This is a genomic window from Antrihabitans auranticaus (assembly GCF_016481275.1).
Taxonomy (GTDB): domain Bacteria; phylum Actinomycetota; class Actinomycetes; order Mycobacteriales; family Mycobacteriaceae; genus Antrihabitans.
This window is the reverse complement of record NZ_JAEMNW010000001.1, coordinates 678,940-699,135: the sequence shown is the minus strand read 5'-3', so window position 1 is coordinate 699,135 and position 20,196 is coordinate 678,940. Positions and strand designations below refer to the sequence as shown.

The window sequence follows — 20,196 nt, the reverse complement described above, 5'->3', positions numbered from 1 at the left end:
CCTTACTTTTTGGCGCGCCAGACGCGTTCGAACGGAAGTCTCCACGCACGTGGAGCGATTAGTTGGTGGATCGCGTTCGGACCCCATGATCCGGGGTCGTAGCCGCGGACCGGCGGCGGATCGTCGAGCAGCGGCTGCGAAACCTCCCAGAGCCTTTCGATGCCGGCGGATGTCGTGAACAACGTGTGATCGCCGTGCATCGCGTCCAGGATCAGCCGCTCGTATGCCTCGAGAACGTCGCCGACCCTTTCGGTTTCCTGCATCGCGAACTGCAAGCTGAGCTTGTCCAGCTTCATGCCCGGACCCGGACGCTTGCCGTAGAACGACAGCGACATCTTCGACGCGTCGGCGAGGTCGAAGGTCAGGTGGTTCGGACCGTGCGAACCGACACCCGAACCGGGCGGGAACATGCTCGCGGGCGGTTCACGGAAAGCGATGGAAATGATGCGCTGGCCGTCGGCGAGATACTTTCCGGTGCGCAGGTAGAACGGCACGCCCGCCCAGCGCCAGTTGTCGATCTCGGCTTTCAGCGCAATGAAGGTTTCGGTATCCGACTCGGGGGAGACGCCCGGTTCCTCGCGGTACCCGCGGACCTGACCGCGCACGACATTGGCGGGATCGAGCAACTCCATCGAGCGAAATACTTTGTTCTTTTCTTCGCCGATCGCCGCGGGCGCGAGTTCGGTGGGCGGCTCCATCGCCATGAACGCGAGAATTTGGAACAGATGTGTGACGACCATGTCCTTGAATGCACCGGTCGGTTCGTAAAACGCAGCTCGGCCTTCGAGCGTCAGTTTCTCCGGTACGTCGATCTGGATATGTTCGATAAAGTTGCGATTCCAGATCGGCTCGAACAGCCCATTCGCGAAGCGGAACGCCAAAATATTCTGCGCGGCCTCTTTCCCGAGGAAATGATCGATGCGGAATACCTGTTCTTCCGCATAAACCTCGTGAATTGCCGCGTTGAGTGCTTTGGCGCTTTCCAAGTCGGTGCCGAAGGGCTTTTCCATGATGATTCTGGAGTGCTTGACGAGGCCTGCCTCCTCCAGCATGTGAAGCACTGGAATCGCTGCCTTCGGGGGGACGCTGAGGTAATGCAGCATCCGTGCGTCGTTGCCGAGTTTGTTGGCCTGCTCCTGTACAACAGCCGAGAGCGCAGCCGGACCCTCGCCCTGCGGGACGTAGCAGATCTTTTCTTCGAATGCTGCCCATTCTTCATCGGTGATCTTGCGCCGCGCATGTTCGTCGCACGCTGCCTTGGCGACCTCGCGGAACCGCTCGGTGTCGATGTCGTCGAGCGAAGTCCCGACGATCCGAATATCGGGCGCGAGTTTGGACAACGAGAGGTGGAACATGCCGGGAATCAACTTCCGGCGTGCGAGATCGCCTGTGGCGCCGAACAACACGACAACATGTGGATCGGTGACTGCTGGAGCGGTCGATGGCATATGTGGTCCTTCGCGCATGCGTCGTTGATCAGGAGTTCGCGCTTGCCAGTATCTGCGCTTGTGCCGATCCGCGCGCGGCGGAATCGGCGGCCATGGCGGCGCCGACAATGCCAGCGGTGTTCAGCAGGGCAGCGGGGACGATCGGAGTCCGGTTGGTGAGCAACGGGATCCACTTGTCGCTCTTTTTGCTGATGCCACCGCCCGCGACGAACAGATCCGGCCAGAGGAGGTCTTCGATGTGGGTGAGCACGCGCGTAACTTCTTTCGCCCAGTGCTTGTAGGACATGTCCTCGCGCTCTTTGACCGACGACGCCGCACGATGCTCGGCTTCCTTGCCGTCGACGACGAGATGGCCGAACTCCGTGTTGGGCACCAGAACGCCGTCCGTCAGCACCGCCGAACCGATACCGGTTCCGAAGGTGAGCAGAATGACTACGCCGGCAGCGTCTTTGCCTGCGCCGTATTTGTCTTCGGCAAGTCCGGCAGCGTCGGCGTCGTTGAGCACGGTCACCTGGACGCCGCCGAGAGCGGCGCTGAAAAGGGCGACCGTGTCGGTCCCGATCCACGAATCGTCGATGTTCGCGGCAGTGCGGGCAATACCGCCCGTGACGACGGCGGGCATCGTGATCCCGACGGCCCCGTCCCAGCCCAACTGCTTGACAACCTCCGCGACCGTGGCCGCAACCGCGTCGGGCGTCGCGGGCTGGGGCGTATCGATACGGACCCGCTCACCGACCAGGGAGCCGTCCGCGAGATCGACTATTGCGCCTTTTACGCCGCTGCCGCCGATATCTATCCCGCACGCGGTGCGCCCAGGCGCTGCAGGTGTGGTGGATTCGGCTGGGGATTCGGTCATTCTTCCGCCCTCCTCGGGTGAGTTTCCGAAGCGAACCCCACATTAGGCGTTGCGCACGTATCCGTACGTGCGTTCACACCAATTAGGTGTGCGGAGACTTAGCTGACGGCGTAAGACCGGGCGGCCACGAGGAATTGGGTCGTTCGCATGCTCAATCGTTCGTGCGTTCAGCGATCGAAAATGCGTGTGGTCAGTCGTTGGAATGGAGAGCGGCGTTCAGTTCGACGCCGGTGCCCTTCCACGGCACGACCTCTACCGCGCCGGAGACTGAGTTCCGGCGGAACAAGATGTTGCTCTTGCCGTTGAGGGTCTGGGCCTTGACGACCGTGCCGTCCGGTCCGGTCACCTTCGTGCCGGCCGTGATGTAGAGGCCGGCTTCGACGACGCAATCGTCCCCGAGGGAGATGCCGAGGCCCGAGTTCGCGCCGAGCAGGCAGCGCTCGCCGACCGAGATGACTTCCTTGCCGCCGCCCGACAGCGTTCCCATGATGGACGCGCCACCGCCGACGTCGGTGCCGTCGCCGACGACAACGCCCGCCGAGATACGGCCTTCGACCATCGAGTTGCCGATCGTGCCCGCATTGAAATTGACGAACCCCTCGTGCATGACGGTCGTGCCGCTTGCGAGGTGGGCACCGAGTCGGACGCGGTCCGCATCGGCGATCCGCACTCCGGTCGGGACCACGTAGTCGACCAGGCGCGGGAACTTGTCGACGCCGTACACGGTCACCGGCCCGCGCGCCCGCAGCTTCGTACGAGTCGACTCGAAGCCCTCGACGGCGGCCGGACCGTGATTGGTCCACACGACATTGGCGAGCAGACCGAAGATCCCGTCGAGGTTGGCGCCGTGCGGGCGGATCAGCCGGTGCGAGATCAGGTGCAGGCGCAGCCAGACGTCATGGGCGTCGATGGGCGGCTTGGCGAGGTCGGCGATGGTCGTGCGGACGGCGACGACGTCGACGCCCCGGGCTTCGTCCGGTCCGACCAACGGGCGCAGGTCCGCAGGAATGTCATCGCCCGACAGGCGGGTCGAACCCGATTCGCCCGGCTCGCCGAGTTCCGGCGCGGGATACCAGGTATCGAGAACGGTCCCGTTTGCCGCGATGTTGGCGATTCCGACTGCTGTTGCTCCCTGTGCGCTCACGAGGGCAGAGTTTACTGCGCCGCCGATTCGACCTGCCCTGTCGGTGGCTGGTGTTTGAATGTCGGCATGCCGAATATCCCGCGTCTCGCGTCGATCGTCACCGCTGCGCTTACCGTGTTGTCCGCGTTCGTGTTCACGGGTGGCGGTGCGGCGAACGCAGCTCCGATCTGCCCTGGCGCGGGGCGGGGTGCGGTGGTTGTGGGCAGGATCGCCGGCGCGATCGAGGGCGCGACCGTTGATCCAGGTGGGCGCATGTATGTGACCGACGCGGCGGGTGGCCGGATTTTGCGGATCGACGCACCCGGTGCTGCGCCGGTCCAGATTGCGACGGTTCCCGGCGCGGGGGCGCTCGCGTGGGCTCCGGACGGCGCACTGCTCGTCGGGTTCGGGGATCCGCGCATTCTGCTCGGTGACGCATTGCGGCCGGGCGGCGTTGCCCGCGTCGACGTCGGCACGGGCGCGGTGACGCCGATCGCCGGTGGTCTCAGTGCGGCAAACGGTATGGACGTCGCCCGTGACGGAACAATTTATGCGACAAACGATTTCGGCAATCTGGTCGGTCGGGTCTCGCCCAACGGTGCGGTCCAGGCGGACTGGGCGAGTCTGCCGAGTGCGAACGGCGCCGTGCTGAGTTCCGACGATGCCTTTCTGTATGTCGCCCGGACTTTCGCGAATCCAGGCGTGAGCCGGATACCCACCGGCAATCCAGGTGCGCCTGAGTCCGTGCTGAATCTCGGTGGCGCGGAGGCCCTCTCGGCGCCGGACGGGCTGACCCTGGATGCACGCGACCGTCCGGTCGTGCCGTTGAACCTGGCTGGTCAGATCATTCGGGTCGATGCCCCGAACCAGTACTGCGTTCTGGCGTCGGGAGTCGCGATGTCGAGCGTTCTGACCTACGGGCGCGGTAGTGGCGGCTTTGCCGAAGGTCGGCTGTTTCGTGGCGGCTTCGACGGGACGATCCTCGAGATCCCCGGCGGGTTCGATCCGGGCGCAACCACCGCCGCACCGTAAGTTGGGACGCGTGAGCATTCTGGACCTTCGCGCAGATCCGATCGAGCTGACCGCCGCCCTCGTCGATATTCCGAGTGTGTCGCACAACGAGGCGGAAATCGCCGACGCGGTCGAGGCGGCGCTGCGTGACCAGACGAGCTTCGAGGTCGTCCGGATGGGCAATTCTGTGCTCGCCCGGACAGATCGGGGACTGCCGAGCCGGGCGATTCTCGCCGGTCACCTCGACACCGTCCCGATCGCGGACAATGTGCCGTCGCGCCGAGACGGCGATGTGCTGCACGGTTGCGGGACCGTGGACATGAAGTCGGGGGATGCGGTCTTTCTGCACTTGGCCGCCACCATCGAGGAGCCCGCGCACGACCTGACGCTGATCTTCTACGACTGCGAGGAGATCGCAGCCGAATTCAACGGTCTCGGCCGGATCGAACGGGAGTTGCCGGAGTGGCTACGCGGTGATGTCGCGATTCTCGGTGAGCCTTCGGGCGGCTACATCGAGGCCGGCTGCCAAGGCACGCTGCGGGTTCGCTTGACGGCGGCAGGCACCCGAGCGCACTCGGCCCGATCGTGGCTGGGAGACAATGCAATTCACAAGCTCTGGCCCGCGCTGCAACGACTTTCCGAATACTCTGCCCGATCCGTGGATATCGACGGCTGCGTCTACCGCGAGGGATTGTCGGCGGTGCGCGTCGGCGGCGGGGTGGCCGGCAACGTCGTTCCCGATGCCGCGCACCTCGACGTCAATTTCCGCTTCGCCCCCGACCGCACTGTCGAGCAGGCGACGACGCACGTGCTCGAGGTTTTCGACGGACTCGACCTGACGATCGAGCGGACGGACAGCGCGCCGGGTGCACTGCCTGGATTGTCAGCAGCCCCGGCCAAGGCGCTGATCGCTGCCGCAGGCGGCGAAGTGCGCGCCAAATACGGCTGGACCGACGTGTCTCGCTTCGCGGCGCTCGGCATTCCCGCGGTCAACTACGGTCCGGGTGATCCGAATCTCGCACACAAGCCGGAAGAGCACGTTCCGGTCGCGCAGATCACGGAAGTGACCCGAGTGTTGCGGCAGTATTTGGCGTCGGAGGCGCCTTGACGTATGGGGGCGTTGACGTCATAGGCACATGAAGCTCAATGCCACCCACGGATCTACGAACTGGATTCGCAGGCCCTCGAGTTCGTCGTCGGTCGCATCCGGCTCACCAGCGCGTGTGGCAAGGGCACGGGCGCGTTCGGCGGCATTGTTCAGCATGTCGGCGACGTCACCCTGTGGTGTCTGCTGGGCTGCCGGCTCGATCTTGTCCGCAATGTCGTTGTATTTGCGAACACGGTCCGAATGTTGCGGCGCCGGCACGGAGATGGCCGCGTCGACATCCGCCTTGATCGAGTCGTAGGGTCCGCAGGCAGCGTTGCCGGATGAGCCGGGCGAGGTCGTGGACGTGGTCGCCGTGCTTGTGCGTGTCGTTGTGGTCGACCGTGTTCGTGTCGCTGATGTGCGCGGCGGGTTGCTGGTTTCGTCGGGCCGGCTCGTCGTCGATGTCGCTGCGGTCGACGTGTCCCCGGCGGAGTTTCCGCTGTTGAGTGCAAGAACGATGCCCGCGGTGGCGAGCAGGGCCGCCGCGGCTACGGCGGCGATCACGCCTGTCCGCCGGTTGGGCCGCGGTCCGGGCGCCGCGAAGTGTGCAGGTGGCGAATACGGGTAGTGCTCGCCGCTCGGAGCTCCGCGCCCGAGCAGTGCGTCCGATGCTGCCGCGGCCAACTCGCGGCACGAGTTGTAACGACCGGATGGGTCCTTCGCCATTGCTTTGGCGATGACCGCGTCGATCGCCGGTGGCAAGCCGGGGCGGATGACGCTCGGGCGTGGTGGCGCCTCGTGCAGGTGCCCGATCATCACCGTGGCCGGGATGGTCGACGGGTAGGCGTCGCGACCTGTCAGCAACTTCGTGAGGGCACAACCGAGCGCGTAGATGTCGGTTCGATGGTCGAGGTGGCGGCCCAGCAGAATCTCGGGGGCCGCGTACGCCATCGTTGCGACGAAGGTTCCGGTCTGGGTGAGCTGAATTGTCTCCTCGGCGGAGCGGGCGACGCCGAAATCGGTGAGTACGACCCGCTCTTCGCTGTGATCGCTCCCGGAGAGCAGAAAGTTCGCGGGCTTCACGTCACGGTGCAGCAACCCGCGCTGATGCGCGTAGTCCAGACCTTTGCCCACTTCGGTGATGATTCGCAGCGCTCGCGTCGTCGTCATGACGTTCGGACCCTTTGCGACCTCGATCGCGGCATCCGTCCCGTCGATGTAGCTCATCGCGATCCACAGTTGACCGTCTTCTTCGCCGCGGTCGTGGACCGAGATCAGATTGGGGTGGTCCAGCTTCGACGCGAGATTCGCCTCCCGCTCGAAGCGAGCACGAAATCCGGCGTCGTCGGTCAGCGCGGAATTCAGCACCTTCACTGCGTTCAAGCGCGGCAATTGCGGATGCTTCGCCAAATACACAGTCCCCATGCCGCCCGCGCCGAGGATTCTCTGTATGCGGTACCCGCCGATCGATTCGCCGGGCTTGAGTGCCATCGCGCCTAGGCCCCCCTTTCGCGTCCTGCCGAATTGTTTCGCTTGCTCAGGTTTCCGTGTGACTGTAGTGCCCAGTGCGGTCGATCACGTCGCGCAATCCGTCGGGCGGCACCGGCTGCGGTGCCTGTGCCCGATAACCTGTGCCGCATGTCATCCGACGACACCGCGGACCGCGGGCACGAGCCCGACTCCAAAGCAAAGTACCGTGGACCGGTCACGCTGCGACGTGACCGCAAGGCCGAAACTTCGACTACAGACCAGCGGTTGCTGGACCAGCGCGGGCCGACCGACTGGGTCCACACAGATCCGTGGCGGGTCCTGCGCATTCAGAGCGAGTTCGTCGAGGGGTTCGGCGCGCTCGCCGAAATTCCAAGAGCTGTAACAGTATTCGGGTCAGCCCGCGTTGGCGCCGACCATCCCGAGTACGCCGCCGGACGGGCGTTGGGAGCCGCCCTCGCGCAGGCTGGGTATGCGGTCATCACCGGCGGGGGACCGGGCGCGATGGAGGCGGCCAACCGAGGCGCCAGCGAAGGCGGCGGATATTCGGTGGGGCTGGGTATCGAGCTGCCGTTCGAGCAGGGCCTCAACGAGTGGGTCGACGTCGGTATCAACTTCCGCTACTTCTTCGTCAGAAAGACGATGTTCGTCAAGTATTCGCAGGCATTCGTCTGCTTACCCGGCGGATTCGGCACGTTGGACGAGATGTTCGAAGCGTTGACATTGGTGCAGACCCGTAAAGTGAATCAATTCCCGATCGTGCTGTTCGGAACCGAATATTGGGCCGGCCTGCTCGAATGGATTCGTACGTCTCTGCTCACGGGCGGAAAGATCAACGAGAAGGACCTGCGCTTGATTCACGTCACGGACAGCGTCGAGGAGGTCGTCGAGATAGTCCAAGCGGCCGAGCACGAGCGCGAGAAGCGAACCGACAACTTCGCCCTCGGTACCGAGGACCGCTGGTGACCGAACCCTTCGCCATCTGTGTGTACTGCGCTTCCGGCACCGACCGCGACGAGTACCTGGAACTCGCCGCTGCGGTGGGCAAAGAGATCGGCCGACGGGGCTGGCAGCTCGTCTCGGGCGGTGGCAACGTATCGATGATGGGTTCGGTTGCGCACGCGACTCGGGAAGCCGGTGGCCGCACGGTCGGTGTGATACCCAAAACGCTCGTGCATCGCGAGGTCGCGGATGTCGATGCGGACGAATTGATCGTCACCGACACGATGCGGCAGCGCAAACAGGTGATGGACGACCGCGCCGACGCATTCCTGACGTTGCCGGGCGGGCTGGGCACGCTCGAAGAGCTTTTCGAGACATGGACTGCGGGCTACCTGGGTATGCACCAGAAGCCGATCGTTCTGCTCGATCCCGGCGGTCACTACGACGGTTTGTTCGCATGGTTGCGAGACCTGCGCGAGCACGGGTTCGTGGGGCAACGGGCGTTCGATCGACTCGTCGTAACGACGAGCGTGGACGAAGCGTTAGACGAATGCCTGCGCGGACGACGCGCCCACACAGCGGAGGAGCAAAATTCATGAGTGAGCGCGCACGGTCGACAATCGGCCTGCTCGACATCGCGAAGCGGCTACCGGCAATGGCAACCGATGTCGTCAGCATGACGCGCGGCGCGGCCGGTCTGGTGAAGAAGCCCGATGCGAAGAACTCGGTCGGTCTTGTGTTTCAGAAGGCCGCGCATCACCACCCGGACCGGCCGTTCCTCCGGTTCGAAGGCAAGTCGATCGGGTACGGCGAAGCGAACGAGACAGTGAATCGTTATGCCGCGGTCCTGACCGAACGCGGTGTCACCCGGGGTGATGTGGTCGGTGTCTTGATGACCAACCGGCCCGAGACCATGTTCGTCACACTTGCGATCGTCAAACTCGGTGCGACTGCAGGCCTGATCAACCACAACCAGCGCGGTGACGTGCTCGCACACAGCCTTGGCTTGCTGGAGTCGCGTGCGCTCGTCGTGGGCGAGGAATGCCAGGAAGCTCTCGACTCCCTGTCGGAGCAGCCGGATGCGGGCACACTCCTGTGGGCCGAAGAGTTGGACCGGCTTGCGGCCGATGCCGACGTCTCGGATCCTGACGTCTGCGCCGAGATCACTGGACGCGAAAAGGCCTTCCTGATCTTCACCTCCGGGACCACCGGCTATCCGAAGGCCAGCGTGATGACGCATTTCCGCTGGTTGAAAGGTATGGCAGGGCTCGGCGGGCTCGGTATTCGCCTGCACGACGACGACACGTTGTACAGCTGCCTCCCGCTGTACCACAACAACGCGATCACGGTCGCGCTGTCCGCGGTCCTCAGCGGGGGTGGCACGTTTGCCCTCGGCCGGAAGTTCTCGGCGTCCAAGTTCTGGGCGGACGCAAACCTGAACAAGGCAACGGCGTTCATCTACATCGGTGAACTGTGCCGCTACTTGCTCAACCAGCCGGAGCGTGAAGCCGACCGGGACAACAACATTCGACTCGCCGTCGGAAACGGTCTGCGGCCCGAGATCTGGGACGACTTCAAGAGCCGCTTCGAGATCGACCGGATCGTGGAGTTCTACGGCGCGAGCGAAGCGAACATCGCCTTCGTCAACGCGCTGAACCTCGACCGCACTGCCGGCGCGAGCCCGCTGCCGCACGCCGTCGTCGAGTACGACGACGATTCCGGCAAGGCGAAGCGCGGCTCCGACGGCAAGCTCAAAAAGGTGGGCAAGGGCGAGGTCGGCCTGCTCCTGGCCAAGGTGACGGATCGGGCACCCTTCGACGGCTACACCGACGCCGACGCGACCGAGGCGAAGCTCGTCCGGGACGCCTTCAAGGACGGCGACTGCTGGTTCGACACCGGCGATCTTGTGCGGAAACAGGGCTGGATGCATGTCGCGTTCGTCGACCGGCTCGGTGACACCTTCCGCTGGAAGGGTGAAAACGTCGCAACCACCCAGGTCGAAGGGGCGATCGACAACGTCGACGTCATCGATCAGGGTGTCGTATTCGGGGTCGAGGTGAAGGGCGCGGACGGCAAGGCCGGTATGGCGGCGGTGATCTTGCGTGAGGGCAAGGAGTTCGACGGTAAGGCGGTGGCCGACCAGCTCTACTCGGATCTGCCGTCGTACGCGGTTCCGTTGTTCATCCGGGTCGTCGAAGAGTTCGAGCAGACCTCGACGCACAAGATCCAGAAGGTCAAGATCCGGAAGATGGGTTACTCGACGGACGAGGCCGGCGACATCTATGTCCTCTCGGGCAAAGACGACGGTTACGTGGAGTTCTACGACGACTACATCGACGAGGTCGGTGCCGGAAAGAAGCCTCGCTGAATTCTGCCGGTAGCGGTGTGCCGTGTCACGATGGAAGAGACATGAATACGCCGCCGCGCCCCACTGCAGTGCAGCCCACGCTGTGTGGCAAACCTGTCGCGACCGATCGCGCGCTCGTGATGGCCATCGTCAACCGAACGCCCGATTCTTTCTACGACCGCGGAGCAACGTTCACCGATGTTGCCGCGATGGCGGCGGTGGACCGGGCGGTGGCCGAGGGCGCCGATCTCGTCGACATCGGTGGTGTGAAGGCGGGTCCGGGTGCCGAGGTCGACGCCGCCGAGGAGACTCGGCGGACGGTGCCGTTCGTCGCCGCGATCCGCGCGAAATATCCCGATCTGTTGATCAGCATCGATACCTGGCGCGGAACGGTAGGGCGTAGTGCGGTCGGCGAGGGTGCCGACCTCATCAACGACACATGGGCCGGTGCCGACCCGGAGCTGGTCGAGGTTGCCGCCGAACTCGGCGCGGGCATCGTCTGCAGCCATACCGGTGGTGCCGTACCGCGGACCCGTCCGCACCGAATCCGGTACGTCGACGTGGTTGCCGAGGTGGTGTCCGAGGTCGTTGCGGCTGCCGAACGGGCACGGAAGATTGGCGTGGCAGAGGACGCGATCTTGATCGATCCGACCCACGATTTCGGCAAAAACACCTATCACGGGCTCGAGTTGTTGCGTCGCGTGGACGTTCTTGTAAACACCGGATGGCCAGTGCTTATGGCGCTGAGCAATAAGGACTTTATCGGGGAGACTCTTGGTGTAGGGCTCACCGAGCGCTTGGAGGCAACCTTGGCAGCTACGGCGATGGCGGCGGCTGGGGGTGCCAGGATGTTCCGAGTGCACGAGGTGGCATCGACAAGGCGGGTAGTCGACATGGTCGCCGCTATCCAGGGCACCAGGCAGCCTGCGCAAACCGTGAGAGGTTTGGCATGACGATCTCCGACATCACCAATACCCCCGCACATAGAGACTGGGCCGATACCAACACCTGGGAAAAGCCCAGCTGGACGGTCGAGGAACTCGTCGCCGCGAAAGCCGGTCGCACCGTTTCGGTCGTGCTGCCCGCGCTGAACGAAGAGCTGACGGTCGCCGGCGTCATCGACACGATTCACCCGCTGCTCGGCAGTCTCGTGGACGAGCTGATCGTGCTGGACTCCGGTTCGACCGACGAAACCGCGGCGCGTGCGCGAGCGGCCGGTGCGACTGTGATCAGCCGTGAGGAAGCGGTCCCCGAACTCGAGCCCGTACCCGGCAAAGGCGAGGTGCTGTGGCGCTCGCTGGCGGTGGCGACCGGAGACATCATCGCGTTCATCGACTCGGATCTGATCAATCCCGACCCGGATTTCGTCCCGAAGCTGCTCGGTCCGCTGCTCACGGTCGAGGGAATCGCACTTGTGAAGGGCTATTATCGGCGGCCGCTGCAGCATGGTGGCTCCGTCGAATCGAACGGCGGCGGCCGTGTGACCGAACTGGTTGCCCGACCGTTGCTGTCGGCGATGCGGCCCGAGCTTTCGAGCGTGCTGCAACCACTTGGGGGCGAGTATGCGGCGACCCGTGAGTTCATGGCCTCCGTGCCGTTCGCGCCGGGGTACGGCGTGGAGATCGGGCTGTTGCTGGACACCTACGACAACCGTGGCCTGTCCGCCATCGGCCAGGTCAATCTCGGTGTGCGCAAGCACCGTAACCGACCGCTATCCGACCTCGGCGTGATGAGTCGGCAGATCATCGGAACGATGCTCGGCAGGTGCGGGGTCAAGGACTCGGGGGCAGCCCTCACCCAGTTCCCGCTGGAGGGTGAGCGTTTCGTCGCCGTCAGCACCGAGGTGTCGCTGACCGACCGGCCGCCGATGAACACGTTGCGTCCGTAAGTTCTCGTGCGGCGGCCTGTCGGTGGGTCTCGGTAGGCTCGGTCCATGCTCACCGCGCTGCTGTACGTGTTCATCGTCGCGCTTGTCGGCGCGATTCTCTTCCTCGCGGCCAGTGCTGTGTTCGGGAGGGGCGAAGAGCTTGCGCCCTTACCGCGAGGTACGACGGCGACGGTGCTGCCCGCATACGACGTCACCGGATCCGATGTTGCTGCGTTGCGGTTCCAGCAGACCCTCCGCGGGTACAAGGCCAGCGAAGTCGATTGGGCGCTGGAACGGTTGGGGCGGGAAATCGACAGCCTCCGCCAGCAATTGGATGCAGCGCAGGGCGCGACCAGCGTGAGTTTCGACAAGCAATGACCGTCGTGGCGGATCAGCGGGTGCGGTGCTCGTGGTCGACGGGGTCGGAGTTGTACCGCGATTACCACGACTACGAGTGGGGTCGACCGCTGCACGGTCGTGACGAACTGTTCGAGCGGTTGTGTCTCGAGGCGTTCCAGTCGGGGCTCTCGTGGATCACGATCCTCCGCAAGCGGCCGGCGTTTCGGACGGCCTTCGCCGACTTCGTGGTGGAGACCGTCGCGGCGTACACCGATGCCGACGTAGAACGGCTGCTTGCCGATCCTGGGATCGTGCGCAACAGGCAGAAGATCGAGGCATCCATCGGCAATGCGCAGGCGACCCTGGCACTGGACGTGGATCTGGACGACCTGCTGTGGTCGTTTGCGCCAGCCGGACGCAAACGTCCGAGTGGGGTCGACGAGGTTCCCGCGGTGACGCCGGAATCTACCGCGATGGCGAAGGAACTGAAGCGACGCGGGTTCAAATTCGTCGGTCCGACAACGGCTTACGCGCTCATGCAGGCGACCGGAATGGTCGACGATCACATCGAGGAGTGCTGGGTTCCGCGGATGTGAAAGGCCGCCATTTCTGTAACTTGGGAACTCAGGTACCCGCTGAATCTTCGGATAGGGAACAATAGAACTTCGAGGCTCGCTCGGAAGGGCGAGTCCTCGACGTAACAAGACACTTTTCGGTAGTTGATGGTGCAGTACGCGGCGCGGAACAGTTCCGGCGCAGATCTGGAGGGAGCAGGGATGGCGGCCATGAAACCCCGCACTGGGGACGGTCCCCTCGAGGCAACCAAGGAAGGGCGAGGAATTGTCATGCGCGTCCCGCTCGAAGGTGGGGGTCGTCTGGTCGTCGAACTCACACCTGAGGAAGCGGCAGCGCTCGGCGATGAGCTCAAAGGTGTCACCAGCTAGCGCCGTCCTTTGTCGTCGGCCCCGTTTGTCGTTCGGCACGCGGGGCCATTTGTTGTTCAGTTGCCGATAATGCTGGCCGAAGCGGCTGCGCTCCTCGCGTGCCCGAACTGCAGTGGCCCGTTGGAACACGAAGATTCCGTGCTCCTGTGTGCGCGTGGGCACAGCTTCGATATCGCCCGGCAGGGCTATGTCAGCCTCGCGACGGGCACGGCCAGCAAGATCACCGGCGATACCGCGGAGATGGTGGCAGCACGAGCCACGTTTCTCGATGCCGGCCACTTCGACCCGATCGCCGATGCCGTCGCGCAGGCCGTTGCAGAGCATGCACAAGGCCCGGCGCGCATCCTCGAGGTCGGTGCCGGTACCGGCCACTACTTGTGCCGGGCCGTTACGAACGTTCCTGATTCGGTCGGAATCGGCATGGATGTATCGAAAATCGCAGCGCGCCGAATTGCGCGCATCCATCCCGCCATCGCTGCTGTCGTGGCGGACGCCTGGCAGCGGTTGCCCATCCTCGACGATTGCCTCACCCACGCACTGTCGATCTTCGCGCCGCGCAACGCAGACGAGGTTCGTCGAGTGCTCGCGGCCGATGGCGTGTACGTGGTCGCGACGCCGACCTCGCGGCACCTGCGCGAACTCGTCGATCCGCTTGGAATGGTCCGGGTCGACGACGACAAGACGCGCCGGTTGGGTGATGCCATGGCCGGCCGCTTCGAGCGCGTGCAGCGTGTTCCCGTCGACTACGCGATGACGCTGGATGCCGCTGCGATGGAGGCGGTTGTGGCGATGGGTCCCTCTGCGCACCACATCACACCGCAACGCCGCGCCGAGCTGATCGCAGGGTTGCCGGAAGAACTGTCGACGACCGCATCGGTCGTCATATCGACCTACCGGCCGCGGAGCGCTTCCGAGTAGACGGACAACGTCTGCTGCGCGATCTGGGGCCACGAGAAATCTGCCATCGCGCGTTCGCGCCCTGCTCGGCCCATCGTGCGCGCCAGATCGGGATTCGCGACAACGTCGTTGACCGCCTCCGCCAGGTGCTTCTCGAAAGCCCGAGGTTCGTAGACGTTGTAGTGCACCAACCGGCCCGTCACGCGGTCGGTGACGACCTCCGGAATGCCGCCGACGTCGGACGCCACCACAGCGGTCTCGCAGGCCATGGCCTCGAGGTTCACGATGCCGAGCGGTTCGTAGACGGACGGGCAAACGAATACGGTTGCCGCGGAAAGCAGTTCTCGTAACTGGGTGGCCGGAATCTTGGCGCGCACCCAGTGCACGTTGCCTGCGCGACGTTCGGCGAGGTCGGCAATGGCGGCAGCAGCTTCGGCTTCGATGTCCGGAGTATCCGGCGAACCTGCGCAAAGGACGAGCTGGATCTCGGGTGCGAAGTCCGCTGCCGCGGCCAGCAGATGTGCGACACCCTTCTGCCGGGTGATGCGTCCGACGAACACCGCCAGGGGTTTAGTGGTGTCGACGCCGAGCGCGGTCAGCAACGATTCGGTGGGACCGGTCGCCCCCGCGGGGTACCAGACGTCGGTGTCGATCCCGTTGTGCACCACGTGGACTCGTGCGGGGTCGACGGCGGGGTAGGCGTCGAGTACGTCGAGTCGCATGCCCTCGCTGACGGCGATGATCGAGTCGGCATGCTCGACTGCGTTGCGCTCCGACCACGACGAGATCCGGTAACCGCCGCCGAGTTGTTCGGCCTTCCACGGCCGCCGTGGTTCGAGGGAGTGCGCGGTGAGGACGTGGGGCACGTCGTGCAGCGTGGCGGCGAGATGACCGGCAAATCCGGCGTACCAGGTGTGCGAATGGACGATGTCGACTCCCGCCGCGGCGGTGGCCATACGAATCTGGGCAGACAACATCTGCATCGCCGAATTGGCCTGAGTGAGAGCCGGATCCGCACCGTGGACGACCGCATCGCTTCGCGGTGCGCCCATGCAGTGCACGTCGACGTCACACAGCAGGAGCAACTGCGCCACGAGCTCCGTGACGTGAACACCGGCGCCGCCGTAGACCTCGGGCGGGTATTCCCGCGTCATCATCGCTACCCGCACTCGGTAAACGTAACCGCTCCAACAGACTCGAGGCGACTCGCTGTGTGCGGAACGGGAGGTCCCGCTGGCGGGTGCGGGTGGGTACGGATAGGTTTGGAGTGTGAGGAGCCAGCCGCATGTGCTTGGGATCGTGCTTGCCGGTGGGGTCGGCAAACGCCTGTATCCACTGACCGCAGACCGGGCGAAGCCCGCAGTTCCGTTCGGCGGTGCCTACCGGCTGATCGATTTCGTACTGAGCAACCTGGTCAATGCCGGATATCTGCGGATTTGTGTGCTGACGCAATACAAGTCGCACTCGCTGGACCGGCACATCAGCCAGACGTGGCGCCTGTCCGGGTTCGCCGGGGAGTACATCACTCCGGTGCCCGCGCAGCAACGCCTCGGACCGCGCTGGTACACGGGCAGCGCGGACGCGATCCTCCAGTCGATGAACCTGATCTACGACGAAGATCCCGAGTACATCGTGGTTTTCGGCGCTGATCACGTCTATCGGATGAACCCCGAGCAGATGGTCGACCAACACATCGAGTCGGGCGCGGGGGTCACCGTGGCCGGTATCCGCGTCCCGCGAAGCGAGGCGACGGCGTTCGGCTGCATCGACAGCGACGACAGCGGGCGAATCGTTCAATTTCTGGAAAAGCCGGCGCATCCGCCGGGTACGCCCGACGACCCGAACATGACGTTCGCATCGATGGGCAATTACGTGTTCACGACGAAAACGCTGGTCGACGCGATTCGCGCGGACGCCGAGAACTCCGATTCCGACCACGACATGGGCGGCGACATCATTCCTGCGCTCGTCGCTGCGGGCGAGGCCGCCGTCTACGACTTCAAGGACAACATCGTCCCGGGCGCAACGGACCGCGACCGCGGCTATTGGCGAGACGTCGGAACTATCGACGCCTTCTACGACGCGCATATGGACCTCGTATCGGTGCACCCGGTCTTCAACCTCTACAACCGGCGCTGGCCCATCCGGGGTGCGGCCGAGAATCTGCCGCCCGCGAAGTTCGCGCAAGGCGGCCTCGCACAGGAATCCGTCGTCGGCGCTGGTTGCATTCTGTCCGCCGCAACAGTCCGCAATTCGGTGTTGAGCAGCAACGTTGTCATCCAGGACGGCGCGACCGTCGAAGGCAGCGTGCTGATGCCCGGCGTGCGCATCGGGCGGGGTGCCGTCGTTCGCCGCGCGATTCTGGACAAGAACGTCGTCGTCGGTGAAGGGGAGGTCATCGGTGTCGACATCGAACGCGATCGCTCCCGCTTCACCCTGAGCAACGGTGGTGTGGTCACCGTCGGCAAGGGCGTCTGGATCTGAGGGTCGGCTAGCGCAAATCACGCCTGCGGAAGCTCACCAGCCCGATCAGGAGCAAGGCTCCCGCGAGGGCGAGGAGGCTGACGACCGGCGCCACGTGGAATTCGCCGCCCGGCAACTTCGGCAGGTGAGTGAACGGTTCGAGATCGCGAACCCATTGCGGCGCATCGATTATCGAGCCGATCATGAAGATCAGTCCGAAGGCTGCGAGCACGCCCCACGCGACAGGAGTGAACCGTGGAACGATGCCGAACAGCGCCACCGTGATCCCGGCGAGCAGCCAGATCGCAGGTAGTTGGACCAGCGCGCCCCCGATGACTCCAGGAAGTTTGCCGCCGATATCGCCGACAGAAGCGCCGTAGGCGATTCCGCCGAGCACTCCGGCAACAAACATCGCTACGGCGGGCCCGAGCAGAGCGAACGTGATATGACTTGTTGCCCAACGAGATCGGCCGACCGCTCCAGCGAGAAGTGTTTCGCTCCGACTAGCGTTCTCCTCGGCGTACAGGCGAAGAGCCGCCGAGATCGCGAACGCGGCACCCGCCACGCCGAGCATGCTGAAGCCGTAGGCGACGAAAGAATCCTCGAGCGACTCCGTTCCCCCGAACCGGGTGATGATGTCGCGGATCGTTTCGCTATCGCCCAATTGGCCGCTGATGCTGTCGGCAGCGCCACCGATGAGCAAGCCGTAGATGGAAAGTCCAACGGTCCACGCGAGCAGGGTGCCGCGATGCATTCGCCACGCGAGCCCAAGCGTGCCGCTCAACGCCGGCGAAGCCGCGGGCGCGCCCGGGCGTTCCGGAATCAGCCCCGCACCCACGTCCCGGCGGACCAGTAGAACGTAAGCGACTGCGGTGAACGAGACGGTCGCACCGAGGAGTAACAGCAGAACCCACCAGCGCTCGTCGGCGAACGGCCGAAGTTGCAGGGACCACCCCTGCGGCGACAACCAGGACAGTGTTCCCGAGCCTGCGTCGCCGACGGCGCGGAGCGCGTAGGTCGTACCGAGGAAACCGAGAGCGACACCGCGTGACACGCGTGCGCTGGTGCTCAGCTGGGCGGCGACCCCGGCGACCGCAGTGAAGACGAATCCCGAGCCGGCCATAGCCAGCCCAAACCCAATCGAACCGCCGACGGGCAGCCCGATTCCGAGTAGACCTGCGGTGCACAGCATTCCGATTACCGACGAGGCGCCGAATGCGAGAGCCAGTGCGGCGGTCAACCCCGAATACCGGCCGACGGCAGTCGAATCGAGCAGCTCGGATCGTCCCGACTCTTCTTCCATCCGGGTGTGCCGGATGACGGTCAGAATCATCGCGATCCCGATCAGCGTGAAGTACATTCCCGCTTTCCACAGCCCGACCTGGCCGAGGCTGTCGTTGAAAATCGGTCCGTACATGGCGATTTCGGCGGGGCTTGCCTTTGTCGTCTCGGCGAATTCGGCCAGCGCGGCGGGGTCCGTATAGAGGTCGTCGATGCTCTGTACGTACAACGCCGGTGCGAAGCCGAACACCAAGACCCACAGCGGCATCGAGACGCGGTCCCGGCGGAGGAACAGTCGCAGCTGGTACAGCGTGCCTGTGAAGTCGGCGGTTGTCGCCTGCGGGGGACGAGTCGCGGTCGCGGTCGTCATACCGACACCTTCTCCCTGCCATCGGTCTCGTAGTGGCGGAGAAACAGCTCCTCCAACGTCGGCGGTTTGCTGACGAGTGAGCGCACTCCGGCGTCACCGAGAACGCGAATCAGCTCGCCCAGGCCCGCACTCTCGACCTGGCAGTGCAACGTGCTGCCGTCGATCTGCACGTCCTCGACGCCTTCGATTCTCGTCAAATCGCCTGGGTCGCCAGTCAGTTCGGCAGTGATTGAGGTGCGGCTCAGGTGCCGCATCGATTCGAGCGTGCCCGTCTCGACCGTCTGGCCGGCCCGGATAATCGTCACGCGTTCGCACAGCGCCTCGACCTCGGAGAGGATATGGCTGGACAGCAGCACCGTCGCGCCACGCTCGCGTGCTTCGGCAACGCATTCGCGAAAGATCTGTTCCATCAACGGATCCAGGCCCGAGGTCGGTTCGTCGAGCAGCAGTAGCGTCGCATTCGACGAGAAGGCGGAGACCAGCGCGACCTTCTGCCGGTTGCCCTTCGAGTAGGTCCGCGCCTTCTTGCGGGGGTCGAGGGCATAGCGCTCGATCAGCTCTGCGCGTCGAGCCGTGTCGATTCCACCCCGCAGCCGTGCGAGGAGGTCGATCGTTTCGCCGCCCGAGAGGTTGGGCCACAGCGTGACATCGCCTGGTACATAGGCGATGTCGCGATGGAGGTCGACCGCGTCGTGCCATGGATCGCGGCCGAACAAGCTGACCTCGCCCGACGTCGCACGCAGAATGCCGAGGAGTACCCGGATCGTTGTGGACTTGCCTGCGCCGTTCGGTCCGAGGAAGCCATGAACTTCACCCTCGGATACCGATAGGTCCAGTCCGTCGAGTGCATGCACGGCGCCGAAGTGCTTGTGCAAGTTGCGAACTTCGATGATCCCAGACATTCACATCTCCTGTTCCGCAGTGGTGGAGCGATTTTCGAGATAGCCGTCGAGTAGGGACGAGTCGGTGAGCATGCCGTCGGTGTAAAGCTCCAGCGCGGGAAGCGTTGTTGCATCCGAGTATTCGCGAAGTGCCTTGGCGTAGTCGACGTTTTCGCCGTTCGTGTGGAGCTGAAAGTAGAGCAGCAGCCCACCCAGTCCCTGGATCGCGGCATATCGAGCTCGGGCGGCGGGGTCCCTGCTTGGCCGCAACGTCCCTGCCGCAACACCTTCCGCGAGGTAGAGCTCCGCGTTCGTCACCATGTGCTCGAACAGTAATTCCGCCAATGTCCCGCCGGTTTGGAAACTGCGCAGGATGTACGCGATGAGTGGCGCATACTGCTCGATGTCGGCGAGCTTTGCAATCATGCTCGATGCGCTGGGCGCGGTGAGAAAGTCGGCCTTGTCCGTCCGAATGACGTCGAGAACATAGTCGTCGCACACCGCCCGAAGTCCTTCCTTGGACCCGAAATGGTGATTTACGAGGCCGGGGGACACACCGGCGGCGGTCGCGACGGCACGAACCCCCGTCGAGAATCCCTGTTGGCCGAACACGACGACGGCCGCGTCCCGAATGCGAGCCCGAGTCGTGAGATCAGCGGTGGCTGAACGCATGTTTAAGAGTTTAAACGTGTGTTCAATGGGGCGCAAGGGTGGGCGGGTGGGCGGTGGGATAGGGCTGCTGGTGGTGATCACGAGGAAAGGGTGAGGTGGCGCGGGCTGCTGGTGGTGATCACGAGGAAAGGGCTCGTGCGTGCGGCGTGTTGCTGACCCGATGGTCGTGCTCGTGGCGGG

The 20,196-nt window shown here is 64.4% G+C and carries 20 protein-coding genes; 12 read left to right on the top strand and 8 right to left on the bottom strand.

Annotated elements, in window-relative coordinates:
* Window positions 1-2: 2 nt before the first annotated feature.
* The 3 genes from zwf to dapD all read right to left on the bottom strand — a co-directional run bounded on the left by zwf (window position 3) and on the right by dapD (window position 3,448).
* Window positions 3-1,448, bottom strand: coding sequence for a glucose-6-phosphate dehydrogenase (gene zwf, locus JGU72_RS03040; RefSeq protein WP_233531055.1), 1,446 nt, complete (start codon window positions 1,446-1,448; stop codon window positions 3-5).
* A gap of 28 nt (window positions 1,449-1,476) precedes the next feature.
* Window positions 1,477-2,304, bottom strand: coding sequence for a polyphosphate--glucose phosphotransferase (ppgK, locus tag JGU72_RS03035; protein WP_199682245.1), 828 nt, complete (start codon window positions 2,302-2,304; stop codon window positions 1,477-1,479).
* Window positions 2,305-2,494: 190 nt separating this feature from the next.
* Window positions 2,495-3,448, bottom strand: a complete 954-nt coding sequence (dapD, locus tag JGU72_RS03030; protein WP_199682244.1) for a 2,3,4,5-tetrahydropyridine-2,6-dicarboxylate N-succinyltransferase — start codon at window positions 3,446-3,448, stop codon at window positions 2,495-2,497.
* Between the two features lie 66 nt (window positions 3,449-3,514).
* Between dapD and JGU72_RS03025 the strand changes: the two genes are divergently transcribed.
* Together JGU72_RS03025 and dapE are read left to right on the top strand one after the other, a co-directional pair.
* Window positions 3,515-4,459, top strand: coding sequence for an SMP-30/gluconolactonase/LRE family protein (locus JGU72_RS03025; RefSeq protein WP_199682243.1), 945 nt, complete (start codon window positions 3,515-3,517; stop codon window positions 4,457-4,459).
* A 10-nt stretch (window positions 4,460-4,469) separates the two neighbouring features.
* Window positions 4,470-5,546 (top strand): succinyl-diaminopimelate desuccinylase, encoded by a 1,077-nt coding sequence (gene dapE / locus JGU72_RS03020; protein ID WP_199682242.1) that lies wholly within the window; start codon window positions 4,470-4,472, stop codon window positions 5,544-5,546.
* Window positions 5,547-5,564: 18 nt separating this feature from the next.
* Here dapE and JGU72_RS03015 read toward each other — a convergent pair whose 3' ends face one another.
* Entirely contained in the window at window positions 5,565-7,016 is a 1,452-nt protein-coding gene (locus JGU72_RS03015; RefSeq protein ID WP_199682241.1) for a serine/threonine-protein kinase, read from the bottom strand.
* A gap of 147 nt (window positions 7,017-7,163) precedes the next feature.
* On the opposite strand from JGU72_RS03015, the gene JGU72_RS03010 reads away from it, so the two are divergent.
* The 9 genes from JGU72_RS03010 (at window position 7,164) to JGU72_RS02970 (ending at window position 14,370) form a co-directional block, all read left to right on the top strand.
* Window positions 7,164-7,979, top strand: a complete 816-nt coding sequence (locus tag JGU72_RS03010; protein WP_199682240.1) for an LOG family protein — start codon at window positions 7,164-7,166, stop codon at window positions 7,977-7,979.
* Window positions 7,973-8,554, top strand: coding sequence for an LOG family protein (locus JGU72_RS03005; protein WP_199683172.1), 582 nt, complete (start codon window positions 7,973-7,975; stop codon window positions 8,552-8,554). Before JGU72_RS03010 ends, JGU72_RS03005 begins: the two co-directional genes overlap by 7 nt.
* Window positions 8,551-10,323: a long-chain-acyl-CoA synthetase gene (locus tag JGU72_RS03000; protein WP_199682239.1), complete on the top strand. Its 1,773-nt coding sequence runs from the start codon at window positions 8,551-8,553 to the stop codon at window positions 10,321-10,323. Before JGU72_RS03005 ends, JGU72_RS03000 begins: the two co-directional genes overlap by 4 nt.
* A gap of 41 nt (window positions 10,324-10,364) precedes the next feature.
* A complete protein-coding gene (folP, locus tag JGU72_RS02995) occupies window positions 10,365-11,255 on the top strand; it encodes a dihydropteroate synthase (protein ID WP_199682238.1) in 891 nt (296 codons plus the stop codon).
* Window positions 11,252-12,190: a glucosyl-3-phosphoglycerate synthase gene (locus JGU72_RS02990; RefSeq protein ID WP_199682237.1), complete on the top strand. Its 939-nt coding sequence runs from the start codon at window positions 11,252-11,254 to the stop codon at window positions 12,188-12,190. The genes folP and JGU72_RS02990 overlap by 4 nt, the downstream gene beginning before the upstream one ends.
* Before the next feature lie 45 nt (window positions 12,191-12,235).
* The gene (locus JGU72_RS02985; protein WP_199682236.1) at window positions 12,236-12,547 is read left to right on the top strand and encodes a DivIVA domain-containing protein; all 312 of its coding nucleotides are present in this window, start codon (window positions 12,236-12,238) and stop codon (window positions 12,545-12,547) included.
* Window positions 12,544-13,104, top strand: a complete 561-nt coding sequence (locus tag JGU72_RS02980; RefSeq protein WP_233531051.1) for a DNA-3-methyladenine glycosylase I — start codon at window positions 12,544-12,546, stop codon at window positions 13,102-13,104. The genes JGU72_RS02985 and JGU72_RS02980 overlap by 4 nt, the downstream gene beginning before the upstream one ends.
* Before the next feature lie 180 nt (window positions 13,105-13,284).
* Window positions 13,285-13,452: a DUF3117 domain-containing protein gene (locus JGU72_RS02975; RefSeq protein ID WP_003931055.1), complete on the top strand. Its 168-nt coding sequence runs from the start codon at window positions 13,285-13,287 to the stop codon at window positions 13,450-13,452.
* 69 nt (window positions 13,453-13,521) lie between these two features.
* On the top strand, window positions 13,522-14,370 hold the full coding sequence (locus JGU72_RS02970; protein ID WP_199682235.1) for a putative RNA methyltransferase: 849 nt from the start codon (window positions 13,522-13,524) through the stop codon (window positions 14,368-14,370).
* On the opposite strand, the gene glgA is transcribed toward JGU72_RS02970, so the two are convergent.
* On the bottom strand, window positions 14,343-15,518 hold the full coding sequence (gene glgA, locus JGU72_RS02965; RefSeq protein ID WP_199682234.1) for a glycogen synthase: 1,176 nt from the start codon (window positions 15,516-15,518) through the stop codon (window positions 14,343-14,345). The genes JGU72_RS02970 and glgA overlap by 28 nt on opposite strands.
* A 100-nt stretch (window positions 15,519-15,618) precedes the next feature.
* On the opposite strand from glgA, the gene glgC reads away from it, so the two are divergent.
* Window positions 15,619-16,833 (top strand): glucose-1-phosphate adenylyltransferase, encoded by a 1,215-nt coding sequence (gene glgC, locus JGU72_RS02960; RefSeq protein WP_199682233.1) that lies wholly within the window; start codon window positions 15,619-15,621, stop codon window positions 16,831-16,833.
* A gap of 7 nt (window positions 16,834-16,840) precedes the next feature.
* On the opposite strand, the gene JGU72_RS02955 is transcribed toward glgC, so the two are convergent.
* From JGU72_RS02955 to JGU72_RS02945, 3 genes are read right to left on the bottom strand one after another with little or no spacing between them, the layout of a single operon-like run.
* A complete protein-coding gene (locus tag JGU72_RS02955) occupies window positions 16,841-18,463 on the bottom strand; it encodes an ABC transporter permease (protein WP_199682232.1) in 1,623 nt (540 codons plus the stop codon).
* The gene (locus JGU72_RS02950) at window positions 18,460-19,365 is read right to left on the bottom strand and encodes an ABC transporter ATP-binding protein (protein ID WP_199682231.1); all 906 of its coding nucleotides are present in this window, start codon (window positions 19,363-19,365) and stop codon (window positions 18,460-18,462) included. The genes JGU72_RS02955 and JGU72_RS02950 overlap by 4 nt, the downstream gene beginning before the upstream one ends.
* Window positions 19,366-20,016 carry a TetR/AcrR family transcriptional regulator gene (locus tag JGU72_RS02945; RefSeq protein WP_199682230.1) on the bottom strand — a complete coding sequence of 217 codons (651 nt, stop codon included), beginning with the start codon at window positions 20,014-20,016 and terminating at the stop codon, window positions 19,366-19,368. It abuts the gene before it with no gap.
* Window positions 20,017-20,196: the final 180 nt, after the last annotated feature.

What these genes read in the sequence shown, in the direction of transcription:
- zwf (WP_233531055.1), bottom strand. Translation starts at nt 1,448, where the DNA reads ATGCCATCGACCGCTCCAGCAGTCACCGATCCACATGTTGTCGTGTTG.
- ppgK (WP_199682245.1), bottom strand. Translation starts at nt 2,304, where the DNA reads ATGACCGAATCCCCAGCCGAATCCACCACACCTGCAGCGCCTGGGCGC.
- JGU72_RS03025 (WP_199682243.1), top strand. Translation starts at nt 3,515, where the DNA reads ATGCCGAATATCCCGCGTCTCGCGTCGATCGTCACCGCTGCGCTTACC.
- JGU72_RS03015 (WP_199682241.1), bottom strand. Translation starts at nt 7,016, where the DNA reads ATGGCACTCAAGCCCGGCGAATCGATCGGCGGGTACCGCATACAGAGA.
- JGU72_RS03010 (WP_199682240.1), top strand. Translation starts at nt 7,164, where the DNA reads ATGTCATCCGACGACACCGCGGACCGCGGGCACGAGCCCGACTCCAAA.
- JGU72_RS03000 (WP_199682239.1), top strand. Translation starts at nt 8,551, where the DNA reads ATGAGTGAGCGCGCACGGTCGACAATCGGCCTGCTCGACATCGCGAAG.
- folP (WP_199682238.1), top strand. Translation starts at nt 10,365, where the DNA reads ATGAATACGCCGCCGCGCCCCACTGCAGTGCAGCCCACGCTGTGTGGC.
- JGU72_RS02990 (WP_199682237.1), top strand. Translation starts at nt 11,252, where the DNA reads ATGACGATCTCCGACATCACCAATACCCCCGCACATAGAGACTGGGCC.
- JGU72_RS02985 (WP_199682236.1), top strand. Translation starts at nt 12,236, where the DNA reads ATGCTCACCGCGCTGCTGTACGTGTTCATCGTCGCGCTTGTCGGCGCG.
- JGU72_RS02980 (WP_233531051.1), top strand. Translation starts at nt 12,544, where the DNA reads ATGACCGTCGTGGCGGATCAGCGGGTGCGGTGCTCGTGGTCGACGGGG.
- JGU72_RS02975 (WP_003931055.1), top strand. Translation starts at nt 13,285, where the DNA reads ATGGCGGCCATGAAACCCCGCACTGGGGACGGTCCCCTCGAGGCAACC.
- JGU72_RS02970 (WP_199682235.1), top strand. Translation starts at nt 13,522, where the DNA reads ATGCTGGCCGAAGCGGCTGCGCTCCTCGCGTGCCCGAACTGCAGTGGC.
- JGU72_RS02955 (WP_199682232.1), bottom strand. Translation starts at nt 18,463, where the DNA reads ATGACGACCGCGACCGCGACTCGTCCCCCGCAGGCGACAACCGCCGAC.
- JGU72_RS02950 (WP_199682231.1), bottom strand. Translation starts at nt 19,365, where the DNA reads ATGTCTGGGATCATCGAAGTTCGCAACTTGCACAAGCACTTCGGCGCC.
- JGU72_RS02945 (WP_199682230.1), bottom strand. Translation starts at nt 20,016, where the DNA reads ATGCGTTCAGCCACCGCTGATCTCACGACTCGGGCTCGCATTCGGGAC.